Source organism: Streptomyces sp. MP131-18, from assembly GCF_001984575.1.
Classification (GTDB): Bacteria; Actinomycetota; Actinomycetes; order Streptomycetales; family Streptomycetaceae; genus Streptomyces; species Streptomyces johnsoniae.
In genome coordinates, this window is record NZ_LZNS01000001.1 from 7,477,254 (window position 1) to 7,491,124 (window position 13,871).

The window sequence follows — 13,871 nt, forward strand, 5'->3', positions numbered from 1 at the left end:
GCGGGACTTCAGCCGGAGGCGAGCAGCAGCGTCCCGGCCATGGCGAGACCCGCACCCGCCGCCTGGACCGCCCGCAGCCGCTCCCTGAGCATGCCGCGGGCGGCCAGCGCCGTGACGACCGGGTAGAGCGAGGCGAGCACGGCGGCGACCGTGACCGGGCCGATCCGGGTGGCCAGGGCGTACGTGGCGTTCGCCGCGACGTCCGCGAGGCCGACGAACGTCAGGGCGGGCAGCGCCGCGGCCAGCGCCTGCGGGCCGCCCGCCGGCAGCGCCGCGGCGAACCGGCCGCCCGCCCGCTCCCGGTCCCTGCGCGCCGCCGCGTACAGGGCCGCGCCGCCGACCGCGACGTTGCACACGCGTTGCACGAACAGCGCGAGGAACAGCCCGTTCACGGTCGTGGACGCCTCGGCGATCAGGGCCAGGACCGCGCCGAACCCGAGGGCGGCGAACATGGTGTGACTCAGCGTCCGCCGCTGCACCGGCGCCCCCCTCAGCTGCGGCCCGCCGGCCAGCACGATCCCGGCGAAGGCGACGAGGATGCCGGTGTACTGCACGGCGCCCGGCCGTTCGCCCATGACCAGGGCGACGCCGATCGGCACCGCGACGGCGGTGGCGACCAGCGGGGAGACGACGCCCATCGGGCCGAGGGCGAGCGCCCGGTAGAAGCAGAGCATCGCGATCGGGCCGACCACGCCCGCCGCCACGGCGAACCACAGCCGTTCGCCCGCCTCGCTCCACGCGCCGGTGGCCACGACGACGACGCCGAGCACCGCGGCGGCCAGCAGCTGCGAGACGAGGACCACGGTCAGCGCGGGCATGCGCCGGGTCAGGAGGCCGCCGCCGAAGTCGGCGAGCCCCCACATCAGGCTGGTGGCCAGGGCCAGGGCAACCATGTGGCGATGCACCTCGCAAGGTCGTCGGTACAGTGTGATGAACGATTGGGTCCACCGCAGAGTAGTGCACTCTGGTGGACTGCGCGTACAAAATAATGACGCAGATGTGCAGGAGACGGCACCCCGTGACGGACCTCGACGAGTTCACCCAGTCCCTTGCCCGGAATCTGCGGCGACTGCGCGCCGAGCGCGGCCTGACGCTCGACGCGCTGGCGGCCCGTGCCGGGATCAGCCGCGGCATGCTGATCCAGATGGAACAGGCCAGGACCAATCCCAGCGTCGGCACCGTCGTGAAGGTCGGCGACGCCCTCGGCGTCAGCATCTCCGCGCTGCTCGACTTCGACCGCGGCCCCGCAGTGCGCCTCGTACCGGCCGGGCAGGCCGTGCGGCTGTGGTCCACGGAGGCGGGCAGCCGGGGCACGCTCCTGGTCGGCACCGAGGCGCCCGGGCCGCTGGAGCTGTGGCACTGGCGGCTGATGCCGGGGGAGGGGCATGCCTCGGACCCGCATCCCCCCGGCACGTCCGAGCTGGTGCACGTCACCGCGGGCGAGTTGACCCTCCAGGTGGACGGCGCCGACCACCCGGTCCCCGCCGGCACGTCCGCCGCGTTCGAGTCCCACGTGCCCCACGGCTACCGGAACGACGGGACGGAGCCCGTCGAACTCACCATGGCGGTCGCGGTCCCCGCGCCGCGCTGAGTCGGGCGCCGCTGGTACGGTGCGCCGCATGCAGGCACCCTTCGGCGACTTCGACGACGTCCGCCCGGCCGCGGAAGCGGTCGATTTGATGTGCGGGCCGGTCGCGGCTGCCGTGTCGGCCTGGCGCGGGTCCGTGTCCGTGGACCAGTTCGTCCACGTGGACACCGCCGCGGAGAAGGCCGACACCGCGGATTTCATCGCGGCGTACGGGGCGGACCTGGCGGCCGTTTCGGCCAACTGCGTTGTCGTCGCGGGCCGGCGCGCCGGTGAGACCAGGCTCGCCGCCTGCGTGGTGCCCGCCGGGCTGCGGCTCGACGTCAACGGCGCGGTGCGCCGTCATCTCGGCGTCCGCAAGGCGTCGTTCGCGCCGCGGGAGACCGTGGTGGACGAGACGGGGATGGAGTACGGCGGGATCACGCCGCTCGGACTCCCCGCAGGCTGGCCGGTGTTGCTCGATCCCGCCGTGGTCGGACTGCCGCACGTGCTGCTGGGCAGCGGTACGCGGCGCGGGAAGCTGATCCTGCCGGGCAAGGCGCTCCTCGATCTGCCGGGCGCCGAGGTCGTGCCGGGTCTCGGCCGCTGAGGCCGCACGGCCCGCCCCCGCCGACCCTTCCGCGGCGCGGCGCCCGAGGGGCCGCATATCGCCCGACTCGCCGGGCCGACCGGCCCGGTTGCCTCCTGCCCAAAGCCTAAAATGCGACATATCGGACCATAAGGTAGCGTCTCATTACGTTGGCACCGCTACCCCAGCGGATCGGCTGATATAAGGAGGCATTGATGCTCGCTCAGAAGACCACGCCGTTCATCGCGAACCCCACCGAAGAGGCTGCCGTCCACGCCCTGATGGTCGAGCAGGAAGCGCCGCTCAGCGACGCCCCGCTCTACTCGCCCGAGGCCGTCGGCGTGCTTCTCCTGCTGCTCCTCCTGTCGCCGAAGACTCCTTCGGAGCCGGGGGACAAGTGAACCGTGAACGAGTCGGCATCGGCCGCCCGCCGCACGCCGGTCCTGACCCATCGGTGGAGCGCCACTGATGCGTCCTGCTGAGGGCTCCGTGCGTGCGGCGTACGCGGACGCGATCGCTGTCTTGGCACACCGTGTCCTCGACACCCTGCGGGGTGTCGGGGACACGGCCCCGCTCGCCGGCTTCGTCGAAGGAGCCGCCGACCCCAAGGCCGCCCTCGCCGCCATCCGCATCATCGGCGCGGACACGCTCGCCGCCCAGGCCCTGGGCGGCGCCGCCGCGCACCCGGGGGACGTCGCCGCCGTCCGGCAGGCCGCCGCCGTCTTCCCCACCCCCGTCCATGTGCCGGCGCCCCCCGAGGGCTCCGCCGAGAACTGGGCCGTCGCCTGGCGGGACTGGGCCACCGCCCGCCTGCTCGAACGCCACGCCGACGGCGGCGCGGAGACCCACGCGCCGCAGCCCGCGGCCGGGCCGGCGCTCGCCCCGAACGGCTCCTGGCAGAGCTGGGCCGTGCTGATGGCGCAGCTCTCCCCGCTGAGCCTGCCCGGCGTCGAAGGCCCCGTGCCCGACGCGGCCAGACGCCACCCCGTGTCCCTGGCCCGCGGCATCACCCGCGCCATGCTCCGCCGCGACTACCCCACCGCGGCCCGTCTGGCCCGCTGGATCGCGGTGCTCCACCGCGACGGGGTGCCGCTTCCGCTGGACCCCGCTCCGCTCGTCGAGCACATCTCGCTGCACGCCGGGGGCGGCACCCGCCTCGCCCTCGACGTCGCCATCGCGCGTGCGCTGCTCGCCACCACTCCCGGGAGGACCGCCGGATGAACAGGCAGCCGACATGACGGCGCCCGTCACCTCCACCGCCCACCGGATCGCCACCCGCGCGCTCGGCTGGCTCCACACCCATCGCGCACGCGCCGGGCTGCCCGCGGACACCACCGCCGACCTGGGCGATCCCAACAGCGTGTACAAGCCGCTCGGCGAGACCGCACTCGCCGGGTCACTCGTGCTGCGGGACGCCGCGGCCGGCAGCACGGACAAACGGATCGCCAAGGAGCTGCTCGACCACAGTTGGGCCCAGTTCCGCCAGGGCGACCTGCTGTACGAACGGCAGCTGCGCCACCAGCTGATGACCGATCCGCTGGAGACGTACGCCCACTTCGCCCGCTCCGGCTACCACCACGAGGGAATGGCACGTCTGCTGCGGCACAACGCGGGGCTCGCCTCGGTCCGCGCCGCCGAGGTCGTGCCCAACCGCAGACTGGCCATCGCCAACGCGGCCCGCCTGGCGGGCGTCGACCTCGGCACCGACTGGGACGCCCTCGCCCGCGCCACCTGGCTCGGCGCGGCCGCCGAACCGTGGGCCATCGACTGGATGACCGCGTACGCCATGACGCACACGGTCTTCCACCTGACCGACTGGGGCGGCCGCCCCGAGGGGCTGCCCGTCGAGATGGCCGGCTACCTGACCACCTGGCTGCCCGTGTGGATCGACATCTGGCGCGAGGTCAGCCAGTGGGACCTCGTTGCCGAGCTGATGATCGTCGGCGCCTGCCTGGAGGAGCCCCTCTGCGATCCGGAGAGCTGGGCGGCGCTGGCCGCGGTCCAGCACGAGGACGGACTCGTGCCCCGCGACGGCGAACCCGTCGCGGAGGACGAGCAGCAGCGGTTCGTCGACCACCAGCACACGGCGGTCGTCGCGGCCGTCGCCGGGTGCGTCGCCGTCGCCCGCACCCTCACCACGACCGGCGGCACCGGCGCATGAGCGTCGGGCACGCCCCGCCCACCGGCACCGGAGAGGCGGACCGGCTGCTCGGCCCGCTGGTCGCCGCGGCGGGCGGGGCGAGCGCCGTGGCCGTCGCGGCACACCGCGGCGGCCGGCGCCTGCTGGCCGCCGCCGGTACCACCGCACACGGCGGCGGCCCGGCCGCCGACCCGCGCACGCCGTTCGAAATCGGCTCGGTCACCAAGACGTTCACCGCGCTGCTCCTCGCCGACATGGCCGCCAGGGGCGAGGTCGGCTACGACGATCCCGTCGACCGCCACCTGCCGCCCGGCACGGCGCCCCGTGCCCGCGGCGGCCCGGTCACCCTCCTCCACCTGGCCACCCACACCTCGGGACTGCGCCGGCTGCCCCCCGGGCTGCTGCGCAGCGCGGCGCCGCGCTGGTACAGCAACCCCTACGAGCGGTTCGACACCGCCGACCTGCTGACCTCGCTGCCGCGGGCCCGGCCGTTCGCGCGCCCCGGTGAGCGGATGCGCTACTCCAACTTCGGCGTCGCCCTCCTCGGCCTCGCGCTGGCCCGCGCGGCGGGAAGCGACTACGCGGAGCTGCTGACCGGGCGCGTCCTGGCCCCGCTCGGGCTGACCGGCACCGGCTGCACCGACGGTCCGGACCGCGCGACCGGCTACTGGCGGGGCAGGGCCCGTCCTGGCTGGCGCATCCCCGGCCTCGCCGCCGCCGGAGCCCTGCGCTCCAGCGCCCGCGACCTGCTCCGCTACCTGGAGGCGCACCTCGCGCCCGGCACGGCGGCCCAGGGGAACGGTGCCCTGCGCACGGCCCTCACCGAGGTGACGCGGCCCCGGCTGGTGGCGCCGCCGGGCCGCGACCGGATCTGCCTGGTCTGGAACGCGCGCCCGCGGCCGGGACACGACCTGTACTTCCACTCCGGCGGCACCCGCGGCTGCACGACGTTCGTCGGCTTCAGTCCGCAGCGCGACGTCGCGTTCGCCGCGCTGGCCAACACCTCGCCCACCCTGCGCGGCGCGTTCGTGCAGCGCGCGTACCTCACCCTGCGGGCGCTGGCCGCCGCGCCCGACTGACGTTCAGCCGCTCACGGGGAACTCGTACACCAGTCGGAAGCGGCCCGCCGGCACGGTCAGATCGGCCGTCTCCACCGCCCGGTCGCCCGCGTAGTACGTCCGTTCAAGCGCTTGCACCGGGCCGCCAGCCTGGATACCGAGGCGGCTCGCCTCCGCGGGCGTCGCGGCCCGCGCCGTGACCGCCTCCGCCGCCCGGTCCACGCGTACCCCGATGTGCGCCATCCTGGCGACCACGCCGTGTCCCGCCAGTGGGCCCGCCTCGGGCAGCGCGACCGGCGTGCCGCCCGTGAGCGCCAGCGGCTCCCAGCTCGTGGAGATCATGCCCCGCTCGCCGTCGGTGCGGAAGGTGTACTCGCTGCACATCACGGGCTCCCCGGCCGCGATGCCGAGCCGTTCGGCCACCTCCGCGGTCGCCGGGACGGTCGCCGAGACGCAGTCGCGGCTGCTGTGTGCCTCCCGGCCCGTCTCGCCCGGCACGTACGGGATGCCGCCGAGCCGCCCGTCGTGCCAGGACCGCACCATCGGCCGCGGCTCCGACGGCTCGCGCACGTACACGCCGCTGCCGACCCGGCCGTGGACCAGTCCCTCGGCCATCAGCAGCCGCACCGCGGAGATCGCCACGTTCGGCCCGACGCCGTGGGCCCGCACCAGCTCGGCCCGGGACGGCAGGCGGGAGCCGGGGGGCAGGCCGCCGTCGCGGATGCGGCGGCGCAGCGTCTCGGCGACGCGCAGGTAGGCCGGCGTCTCGGACATGGCGGGGCGGCTCCTCTCGGTCGGCACCGCTGTGACCAACGGCACATGCGGCCACCTGATGCAGCAGGCGGAACGGTGTTGTGCCGTGGCAACCCGGGGCATCCCCATGCTATTCCCGGCGGCGGCGCCGACCTGATGGAACAGGTTGGTGCGGAATATGGGACGGCAATTGACCACGGAATGGGACGCCCTTGACGGGCCGGACGGAAACGAGGCAGATTTCCCGTTCGTTGAACGCCCCGGAGATTCTGCGAATGTGAAGCCACCATGCCCGATGCCGCCGAGCCCGCGGAAGCGGTCGACGTCGCCGTGGTCGGCGCGGGCCCGCGGGGCATCTCCACGGTGGAGCGCATCGTGGCCCGCCACCGTTCGGCTCACCGCCAAGGCACGGGGCCCGAGCTGCGGGTTCTCCTGATCGATCCGTACCAGGCCGGGCCGGGGAAGGTCTGGCACACCGAGCAGCCCGCCGAGCTGCTGATGAACACCATGAGCGCCGACAACACCGTCTTCCCCGATCCCTCCGTGCGGCTCGCCTCTCCCGTGGACACGGGACCCACATTTCTGGAGTGGCTGCGCAGAATCGCCGCGGAAGGCCATCGGAACGCCGAGTGCGTGGCATTCGCCAGGGCTTCGGGAGAACGGGATTACGCGCCCCGCCGCATCTACGGCGAATATCTCGCCGACGCCGTGGAATCGATACGCAGCGCCCCCGGGCCGGTACGCACCGCGGTGTCGCGCGACACCGTCGAGCGGATCCTGCCCGGCGGGGGCGGCCACCTGCTGCGCCTCGCCTCCGGCGGTACCGTCACGGCCGGGGCCGTGGTGCTGGCCACCGGGCACCTCGACGCGGCGCGGCCCGTGCACGGCGGGCACCTGACCGGCCGCCACCCCACGGACTACGGCCTCGACGCCGTCCCCGCGGGCGCCGAGGTGCTGCTGCGCGGCGGCGGGCTCAACGCCTACGACGTCATCGCCCTGCTGACGGCCGGCCGCGGCGGACGGTTCACGCCCGCGGGCTACGTCCCCAGCGGCCGCGAGCCGCGGCTGTGGATCACCACGCGGCGCGGCGTTCCCTACCACGCGCGGGTCGACACCCCGGGCGTGCGCACGCCCGTCGCGCATCTGACGCCCGGTGCCGTCGACCGGCTGGCCGCGCGCGACCGCATCGACTTCCGTTCCGACGTGCTGCCGCTGCTGCACGCCGATCTCGCACTCGCCTGGCGGGAGCGCGGGGCCGCCGGCCCTCTCGACCTGGAGGCGGTCGCCGCGCCGCTGCGCGGCCGCGGCTTCGCGGACGCCGACGCGCTCCAGGAGTGGTTCGCCGGACACCTGGACGCCGATGCCGCCGCCGCGACGGACCCGGCCCTGCCGCCCGCCGCCGCACTCGCCGTCGCGATCCGCCAGGCGCGGCCCGCGCTGACCCGCATCATCACCGCGGGCAACCTCACCGGCGAGTCCTACCGGCGAGACATCCTCGGTCACCTCAACGGATTCGCGAACTTCCTGTCCGCGGGGCCGCCCGCCCGCCGGGTCCGCGAGCTGCGGGCCCTGCTGGCCGCCGGCGTGGTGCGCCTGCTCGGCCCGGCGCGGCCCGCCCCGGGCGGCGGCTGGGCGTCCGCGGCCGTGCCCGGCCTCACCCTCGTGCCCGATCTCGTGATCGACGCCTGGATTCCGGCCGTCGACGTCGCCTCGGCGGGGCCGGGCATCGTCCGTGCCCTCCTCGCGGACGGTGTGGGCCGCCCGCACACCCTGCCATCCGCCACCCCCGGCGCCCCGCCCCTGCCCACCGGGGCGCTCGACGTGCGGGCCGCGGACGGGCGGGTGCGATGTCCCGGCGGCGGTGTCCACGACGCGCTGTTCGCCGTCGGAGTGCCCCTGGAAGGGGTGCGCTGGACCACCGCCATCGGTGCCCGCCCCGGCACCGACTCCGCCTTCTTCCACGAGACCGACCAGGTCGCCGCCGAGGTGCTCGCCCACCTCGCCGGCGTCCCTGAGGAGATCCTGCCGTGACTGCCGCGACACCGCCGAGCACCGTTACCGCCGAACACCCGGGCCACTGGGTCGAGTTCGGCCTCTCCCCGACCTCCGCCGCCGCTCCCGCCGGGCCGCGGGGCGCCTTCCTCGACCTGAGCGGCACCCCGGCCGAACAGGGCGCGCAGCACGGCCGTGCCGCCCGCGCGGCCATCGCCGCCAACATCGACGCCGTCCGCCGCGATGTCGCCGAACTGTGCGGCGACGAGGCCGCACGCGAACGCTACGAGCGGTGCCTGGCCGCCAACACGGACTTCCTGCGCCGCCACGACCCCGAGCAGTACGCCGAACTCGCCGGAATCGCCGAGGGCGCGGGCGTCGCCCTGCGGGACGTCCTCGCGCTCAACCTGCCCGCCCACATGGTGCTGCGGTGGCTGCCGCAGGAGTGCAGCCAGCTCGTCGTCGGCGGCGAACGGGCCGCCGCAGGCACCACGCTGCTGGCCAAGACCCGCGACATGGCCGGCCACTTCGTGGACCACGTCGTGCTGCGCCGCCGCTACCCGGACGGGCGGCGCGTCGTCGAGGTGACCGTCGCGGGCAGCGTGCTCTGGCCGGGGAGCGGCGTCAACGACGCCGGTGTCGCCATGTCGACCTCCGGGGTGTGGAGCGTCAGGACCGATGTGGACTGGCGTGCCTCGGGCGAGGGCTGGATTCTGATCAACAGCCACGCGCTGCTGCGCCGGGCCGGGACGGCCGAGGAATTCGCCGCGCTGCTGCGCGACCAGCCGCGGCTGTCGGGCCTCAACATCGCGCTCGCCGACCGCACCGGCCGCCGACTCGCCGTCGAGGCCACGGCGCACGACGTCTTTCTGCGCGCCGACTCCGACCGCCACGTGCTGACCAATCACTACGAGTGCGCCGCCACGGCGCCGCTCGCCCCCACCGCGGAGGAGAACGGCTCCTCCTACCACCGGGGCCGCGTCGCGGGCACCGCGCTCGACGCGGCCCGCGGGCTCACCCCCGGTGAGCTGGCCGTGCTGCTCGCCGACCACGACGGCCACCCGCAGCACAGCCTGTGCCGCCACCAGGTCGAAGGCGTCGGCTCGGAGACCACCTACGCCTCCATCGCCGTGCTGCCCGAAGGCGCGTTCTACGTCACCCTGGGCAACCCGTGCGCCTCCGACCGTTCCGTGTTCGCGGGGGACGGCCGGTGACCGCGCTCGGCCGCCGCGGATTCCTCGGGCTCGGCGCGGGCGCGGCGCTCGCGCTCGGCCTCACCGGATGCCTGTCCGCCGCCTCCCCCGCCGCCAGGGCGCGCCGCTCCGAGGCGGTGATCGGCCTGTCCGCCGCCGTCACCACGCTCGACCCGATGAACACCACCTCGGTCGGCACGGACCTGTCCGTCCTGTCCTCCGTCTACTCCTCGCTCGTCACCCGCAGGCCCGACCTGTCCATCGGCCCGGATGCCGCGGTCTCCTGGGACCGGCCGGAACCCACCCGCTGGCGTTTCCGGCTCGACGGGAACGCGGCGTTCGCCGACGGCACCCCGCTGGACGCCGAGGCCGTCGCGTGGAACGTCGCACGGCTCCTCGACGACGGCAACGCGCTGCGGATGACCTCCAACTTCCCGCTGCTGCGGGGCGCCGAGCCCGTCGACGCGCACACCGTCGACCTCATCACCGCCGAGCCGGACGCCGATCTCCCGGCCGCCCTGTCGTTCCTGTACCTGCTCAGCCCCGGCTGGGCGGCCCGCCACAACCCGGCGACCGAGGCCATGGGTTCTGGGCCGTACGAGATCGTGCGCTACAGCCCCGGCGGCAACGTCGAGCTGCGGGCCCGCCCCGGGTACTGGGGCCCCGCCCCCGCCATCAGGGACATCACCTTCCGCATCACGCCCTCGGAGTCGGCCCGCGTCTCCGGGCTGCTCTCGGGCGAACTCGACATGGTCGCGGGGCTCGACCCGCAGGACCTCGAACGGCTGGCCGCCGACCGGGCCTTGACGGTGCACCAGCTGGACACGACGCGGATGGCGTTCATCAAGCTCAACACCCTCACCGGCCCGATGCGCGACATCCGGGTGCGGCACGCCGTCAACTACGCCGTCGACAAGCGGGCCATCACCGGCAGCCTGCTGAAGGACACGGTGGACCCGAGCCCGGGCCAGCTGCTGACCGCCGACTACGCCGGCCACGACGACGGCCTCACCGGCTACCCCTACGACCCGGAGCGGGCCCGCGCACTGCTCGCCGAGGCAGGATTCGGTCCCGGCCGGCCGCTCAGCGTCGAACTGACCGTGCCCAGCGGGCAGTACGTCGCGGGCGACCTGATCGTGCAGGCCGTCGCGCAGCAGCTGCGGCAGGTCGGGGTGCGGGCCTCGATCAACAGCATCCCGTTCACCGTCTACATGCAGAAGTACCTCGTCGACCAGGACATGTCGGATATGCAGTACATCACGCAGGCGTGGCCGACGCTGGCCGCCGGCGGCCTGTACGGCCTGTTCGTCTCCGACAGCCCCTACGCCTACTGGGCGGACGAGGAGTTCACCGACGCCGTCACCGAGGCGCGCGCGAGCACCGACACCGCCCGCCGCGACGAGCTGTACGCCGCCGCGGCCCGGCGCGCCCGCGAACAGGCGCCCGTCCTCTTCCTCTTCCCGCAGCCCGGCATCCACGGCACCGCGAAGAACCTCCGCTGGCAGCCACGCCCCGACGACTGGGTGCGGCCCGCCGAGATGGCGTGGAAGGAGGCGGCGTAGATGCTCGCGTTCGTCCTGCGGCGGCTCGGCATGACCCTGGTCGCCGTCTGGGGTGCCCTGTCGGCCGTCTTCCTGGTGCTCCACACCTCCGGCGACCCCGCCCTCATGATGGCCCCCGTCGGCGCCGACGAGGAGCAGATCGCCGCCCTCAGCCACGCCCTGGGCTACGACCGGCCCATCGCGGAGCAGTACGTCGCCTTCTTCGGCGACGTACTGCGCGGCGACTTCCCCGATTCGCTGACCTTCCAGCAGTCCGCGCTGCACGTCGTGTGGGAACGCCTGCCGGCCACCCTCACCCTCGCGGCCACCGCGCTCGCCCTGGCCTGCCTCGGCGCCGCCGCGGCGGGCCTGTGGGCCGGGGGAGCGGGCGGGCGCGGCGGTGCGCGGCGCGAGTGGCCGATGTGGCTGGTGTTCCTCGCCCAGTCCGTGCCCGGCTTCTACATCGGCGTGCTGCTGGTCTGGATCTTCGGCGTGGAACTGCGCTGGCTGCCCACCTCGGGGGCCGCCGGCCCCGCCGCGCTGATCCTGCCCGCCGTCACCCTCGCCTGCGGCGTCACCCCGCCGCTCGCCCGCGTCTTCCGCAACAGCCTGCGCGGCGAACTCGCCCGCCCCTACACCAGGACCGGCACCGCGCTCGGCATGTCCCGCGCCCGCGTGCTGCGGCACGCCGCACACGGTTCGATGCTGCCCGTCGTCACCGTCCTCGGCCTCGAAGCCGGGGCCCTGCTCGGCGGCACGGTCATCGTGGAGAGCGTCTTCTCCTGGCCGGGCGTCGGGCAGCTGGTCATCACCGCGCTCCAGAACGAGGACTATCCGCTGGTGCTGGCCGACCTGACGTTCCTGATCACCGCCTTCGTCCTGGTCAACCTGATCGTCGACCTGCTCTACGGCCTCCTCGACCCCAGGGTCAGGCACAGCAGCGGAAGGAGCTGACCGATGAGGAAAACCAGGAAGTCAAGGGCGGCCCGCCGGAACCCGTTCTTCTCCGCCGGAGCGTTCGGCGCCTTCGTGCTCGGCGCCATCGTGCTCGTCACCCTGCTCGCGCCGCTGATCGCCCCGCACGACCCGCTCGCCCAGGACCTCGCGCACACCAACGCGGCGCCCGGCGAGCACGGCTACCTGCTGGGCACCGACCAGCTCGGCCGCGACCTGCTCAGCCGCCTGCTGTACGGCGCCAGGACCCCGCTGCTGGTCGGCGTGCTCGCCGTGCTCTGCGGCGGCCTGTTCGGCACCGCGCTCGGCCTGCTCGCCGGGTTCACCCGCGGCTGGCCCGACCAGGTGCTGTCCCGCCTCACCGACATCCAGCTGGCGCTGCCCTCGATCCTGCTGGCGCTGCTCGTGCTCTCCTTCGGCGGCCAGTCGACGGCCGTCCTGGTGCTGGTGATCGCGCTCACCGGCTGGCCGGCCTATTTCCGGCTGGTCCGCGCCCGCGTCCTCGCGCTGCGCACCAGCGAGTACGTGGAGGCGTCCCTGACCCAGGGCATACCCGCCTGGCGGGTCGCGGTCCGCGACCTGCTGCCCGGCGTCCGCGGCCTCGTCGCGGTCACCGCCACCCTCGACCTGTCCCGCGCCGTGCTGATGGAGGCCGGCCTCAGCTACCTCGGGCTCGGCGCCCAGGCCCCGGAGGCGGACTGGGGGCTGATGGTCTCCGAGGGCCAGGGCCAGCTCCTCAGCTCCTGGTGGATCGCCGTTCTGCCCGGCCTCGGCCTCGTGTTCCTGGTGATCTCCGCCAACCTGCTGGGCGACCACCTGGCCCACCGGCGCGAGGACCACGGCGGCCGGGAGGCCGCCGCCGAACCGTCCCTGGCCGCCCCGACCCCCGCAAGGACCCCCTGATGCTTCCCGACGCCACCGCCGTGCGGGCCCGCTGGGCCCGCGTCCAGGACCAGCTGCGCGCCGACGACGTCGACGCCATGATCGTCGTCAAGCCGCAGAACACGTTCTACCTCTCCGGCTACACCCCGATGATCTACTCGCACCCGGTGCTGGTCGTGCTGCCCGCCGCTGGGGACCCCGTCTTCGTCCTGCACGCGCTGCGCGCCCACTCCTCCCGGCAGACCTCGCTGATCACCGACATCCGTCCCTACGGGCGGTGGGCCAGGGAGATCGGCCCCGACCACTGGTGGCAGGTGCTGGCCGACGTGCTGGCGGAACGCGGCCTGTCCCGCGGACGCATCGGCGTGGAGGGCGAGTTCCTGCCCCTCAACCACCACAGGACCATGGAACGGGCGCTGCCGGCCGCCACGTTCACCGACAGCGGCCAGGCGCTCATGCGCGCCCGCTACGTCAAGGACGCGGCCGAGCTGGAGTCGTTCCGGATCGCCTGCGAGATCGCCGACGCCGGCATGGACGCGGCGCTGACCGCCAAGCGCGAGCGGCGCAGCGAGGTCGAGGTGTCGGCCGCGGCGATGCGCACGATGCAGGAGGTGTGGTCCACCCGCCACCCCGACCGGCTCGCCATGGACTTCGGCAACCTGGAGGGCGGCGTCTTCAACGCCCTGTGGGCCTACTCCCTCGTCGGCGACCGCGTCCCGATGAACTCCGCGCCCCCCACCACGCGCCGTCCGGCCGAGGGCGAGATCCAGTGGACCGTCATCTGGACGGCCGTCGACGGCATGCACGCCGAGAACGAGCGCTCGGCGGCCATCGGCAGGCTCGACGCCGAACGGCAGCGGGCCTTCGAGGCGCTGCTGGCCATCCGTGATGAGGCACAGGGCGTCCTGCGGCCCGGCCGCACCTGCGCCGATGTCTACGAGGCCGCCCGCGCCGCGTACCGCCGCCACGGCTACGGCGACTACCTGCCCGGCCGCGTCGGCCACGGCCTGGGGCTCGGCCCGCACGAGCAGCCCAGCCTCGGACCCGGCGAGAACCTGGTGCTCGCCCCCGGCATGACCCTGACCTTCGAGCCGAACCTGCGCATCCCCAGCTTCGGCGGCCTCCAGCACTCCGACAGCCTCGTCATCACCGACGACGGCTTCGAGTACCTCACCCGCACCCGCCGCGACCTGATCCAGGTCTGA

The 13,871-nt window shown here is 74.4% G+C and carries 14 protein-coding genes; 12 read left to right on the forward strand and 2 right to left on the reverse strand.

The window, feature by feature from the left end; all coding sequences use genetic code 11:
• Positions 1 to 8: 8 nt before the first annotated feature.
• Positions 9 to 893: an EamA family transporter gene (locus tag STBA_RS33305; RefSeq protein WP_077062723.1), complete on the reverse strand. Its 885-nt coding sequence runs from the start codon at positions 891 to 893 to the stop codon at positions 9 to 11.
• Positions 894 to 1,018: 125 nt separating this feature from the next.
• On the opposite strand from STBA_RS33305, the gene STBA_RS33310 reads away from it, so the two are divergent.
• The 6 genes from STBA_RS33310 (at position 1,019) to STBA_RS33335 (ending at position 5,372) form a co-directional block, all read left to right on the forward strand.
• Complete coding sequence (locus STBA_RS33310; RefSeq protein WP_077062724.1) at positions 1,019 to 1,591, forward strand: XRE family transcriptional regulator; 573 nt, start codon at positions 1,019 to 1,021, stop codon at positions 1,589 to 1,591.
• A 28-nt stretch (positions 1,592 to 1,619) separates the two neighbouring features.
• Complete coding sequence (locus STBA_RS33315; RefSeq protein ID WP_077062725.1) at positions 1,620 to 2,174, forward strand: YbaK/EbsC family protein; 555 nt, start codon at positions 1,620 to 1,622, stop codon at positions 2,172 to 2,174.
• A gap of 194 nt (positions 2,175 to 2,368) precedes the next feature.
• A complete protein-coding gene (locus tag STBA_RS33320) occupies positions 2,369 to 2,554 on the forward strand; it encodes a hypothetical protein (RefSeq protein ID WP_077062726.1) in 186 nt (61 codons plus the stop codon).
• Between the two features lie 121 nt (positions 2,555 to 2,675).
• On the forward strand, positions 2,676 to 3,374 hold the full coding sequence (locus tag STBA_RS33325) for a hypothetical protein (RefSeq protein WP_143659603.1): 699 nt from the start codon (positions 2,676 to 2,678) through the stop codon (positions 3,372 to 3,374).
• A 13-nt stretch (positions 3,375 to 3,387) separates the two neighbouring features.
• Positions 3,388 to 4,314, forward strand: a complete 927-nt coding sequence (locus STBA_RS33330) for a hypothetical protein (RefSeq protein WP_077062728.1) — start codon at positions 3,388 to 3,390, stop codon at positions 4,312 to 4,314.
• The gene (locus STBA_RS33335; RefSeq protein WP_077062729.1) at positions 4,311 to 5,372 is read left to right on the forward strand and encodes a serine hydrolase domain-containing protein; all 1,062 of its coding nucleotides are present in this window, start codon (positions 4,311 to 4,313) and stop codon (positions 5,370 to 5,372) included. Before STBA_RS33330 ends, STBA_RS33335 begins: the two co-directional genes overlap by 4 nt.
• Positions 5,373 to 5,375: 3 nt before the next feature.
• On the opposite strand, the gene STBA_RS33340 is transcribed toward STBA_RS33335, so the two are convergent.
• Positions 5,376 to 6,125, reverse strand: a complete 750-nt coding sequence (locus tag STBA_RS33340; protein WP_077062730.1) for a GntR family transcriptional regulator — start codon at positions 6,123 to 6,125, stop codon at positions 5,376 to 5,378.
• 267 nt (positions 6,126 to 6,392) lie between these two features.
• On the opposite strand from STBA_RS33340, the gene STBA_RS38160 reads away from it, so the two are divergent.
• The 6 genes from STBA_RS38160 to STBA_RS33370 are packed head-to-tail and all read left to right on the forward strand — an operon-like array spanning position 6,393 to position 13,871.
• On the forward strand, positions 6,393 to 8,135 hold the full coding sequence (locus tag STBA_RS38160; protein ID WP_077062731.1) for an FAD/NAD(P)-binding protein: 1,743 nt from the start codon (positions 6,393 to 6,395) through the stop codon (positions 8,133 to 8,135).
• Positions 8,132 to 9,310, forward strand: a complete 1,179-nt coding sequence (locus STBA_RS33350; protein ID WP_077062732.1) for a C45 family peptidase — start codon at positions 8,132 to 8,134, stop codon at positions 9,308 to 9,310. Before STBA_RS38160 ends, STBA_RS33350 begins: the two co-directional genes overlap by 4 nt.
• Positions 9,307 to 10,851: an ABC transporter substrate-binding protein gene (locus STBA_RS33355; protein WP_079252294.1), complete on the forward strand. Its 1,545-nt coding sequence runs from the start codon at positions 9,307 to 9,309 to the stop codon at positions 10,849 to 10,851. The genes STBA_RS33350 and STBA_RS33355 overlap by 4 nt, the downstream gene beginning before the upstream one ends.
• The gene (locus STBA_RS33360; RefSeq protein ID WP_077062733.1) at positions 10,852 to 11,784 is read left to right on the forward strand and encodes an ABC transporter permease; all 933 of its coding nucleotides are present in this window, start codon (positions 10,852 to 10,854) and stop codon (positions 11,782 to 11,784) included.
• Positions 11,785 to 11,787: 3 nt separating this feature from the next.
• Positions 11,788 to 12,687 carry an ABC transporter permease gene (locus STBA_RS33365; protein WP_077062734.1) on the forward strand — a complete coding sequence of 300 codons (900 nt, stop codon included), beginning with the start codon at positions 11,788 to 11,790 and terminating at the stop codon, positions 12,685 to 12,687.
• Positions 12,687 to 13,871 (forward strand): Xaa-Pro peptidase family protein, encoded by a 1,185-nt coding sequence (locus tag STBA_RS33370; protein ID WP_077062735.1) that lies wholly within the window; start codon positions 12,687 to 12,689, stop codon positions 13,869 to 13,871. Before STBA_RS33365 ends, STBA_RS33370 begins: the two co-directional genes overlap by 1 nt.

What these genes read in the sequence shown, in the direction of transcription:
- STBA_RS33305 (WP_077062723.1), bottom strand. Translation starts at nt 893, where the DNA reads ATGGTTGCCCTGGCCCTGGCCACCAGCCTGATGTGGGGGCTCGCCGAC.
- STBA_RS33315 (WP_077062725.1), top strand. Translation starts at nt 1,620, where the DNA reads ATGCAGGCACCCTTCGGCGACTTCGACGACGTCCGCCCGGCCGCGGAA.
- STBA_RS33320 (WP_077062726.1), top strand. Translation starts at nt 2,369, where the DNA reads ATGCTCGCTCAGAAGACCACGCCGTTCATCGCGAACCCCACCGAAGAG.
- STBA_RS33330 (WP_077062728.1), top strand. Translation starts at nt 3,388, where the DNA reads ATGACGGCGCCCGTCACCTCCACCGCCCACCGGATCGCCACCCGCGCG.
- STBA_RS33335 (WP_077062729.1), top strand. Translation starts at nt 4,311, where the DNA reads ATGAGCGTCGGGCACGCCCCGCCCACCGGCACCGGAGAGGCGGACCGG.
- STBA_RS33340 (WP_077062730.1), bottom strand. Translation starts at nt 6,125, where the DNA reads ATGTCCGAGACGCCGGCCTACCTGCGCGTCGCCGAGACGCTGCGCCGC.
- STBA_RS38160 (WP_077062731.1), top strand. Translation starts at nt 6,393, where the DNA reads ATGCCCGATGCCGCCGAGCCCGCGGAAGCGGTCGACGTCGCCGTGGTC.
- STBA_RS33360 (WP_077062733.1), top strand. Translation starts at nt 10,852, where the DNA reads ATGCTCGCGTTCGTCCTGCGGCGGCTCGGCATGACCCTGGTCGCCGTC.
- STBA_RS33365 (WP_077062734.1), top strand. Translation starts at nt 11,788, where the DNA reads ATGAGGAAAACCAGGAAGTCAAGGGCGGCCCGCCGGAACCCGTTCTTC.
- STBA_RS33370 (WP_077062735.1), top strand. Translation starts at nt 12,687, where the DNA reads ATGCTTCCCGACGCCACCGCCGTGCGGGCCCGCTGGGCCCGCGTCCAG.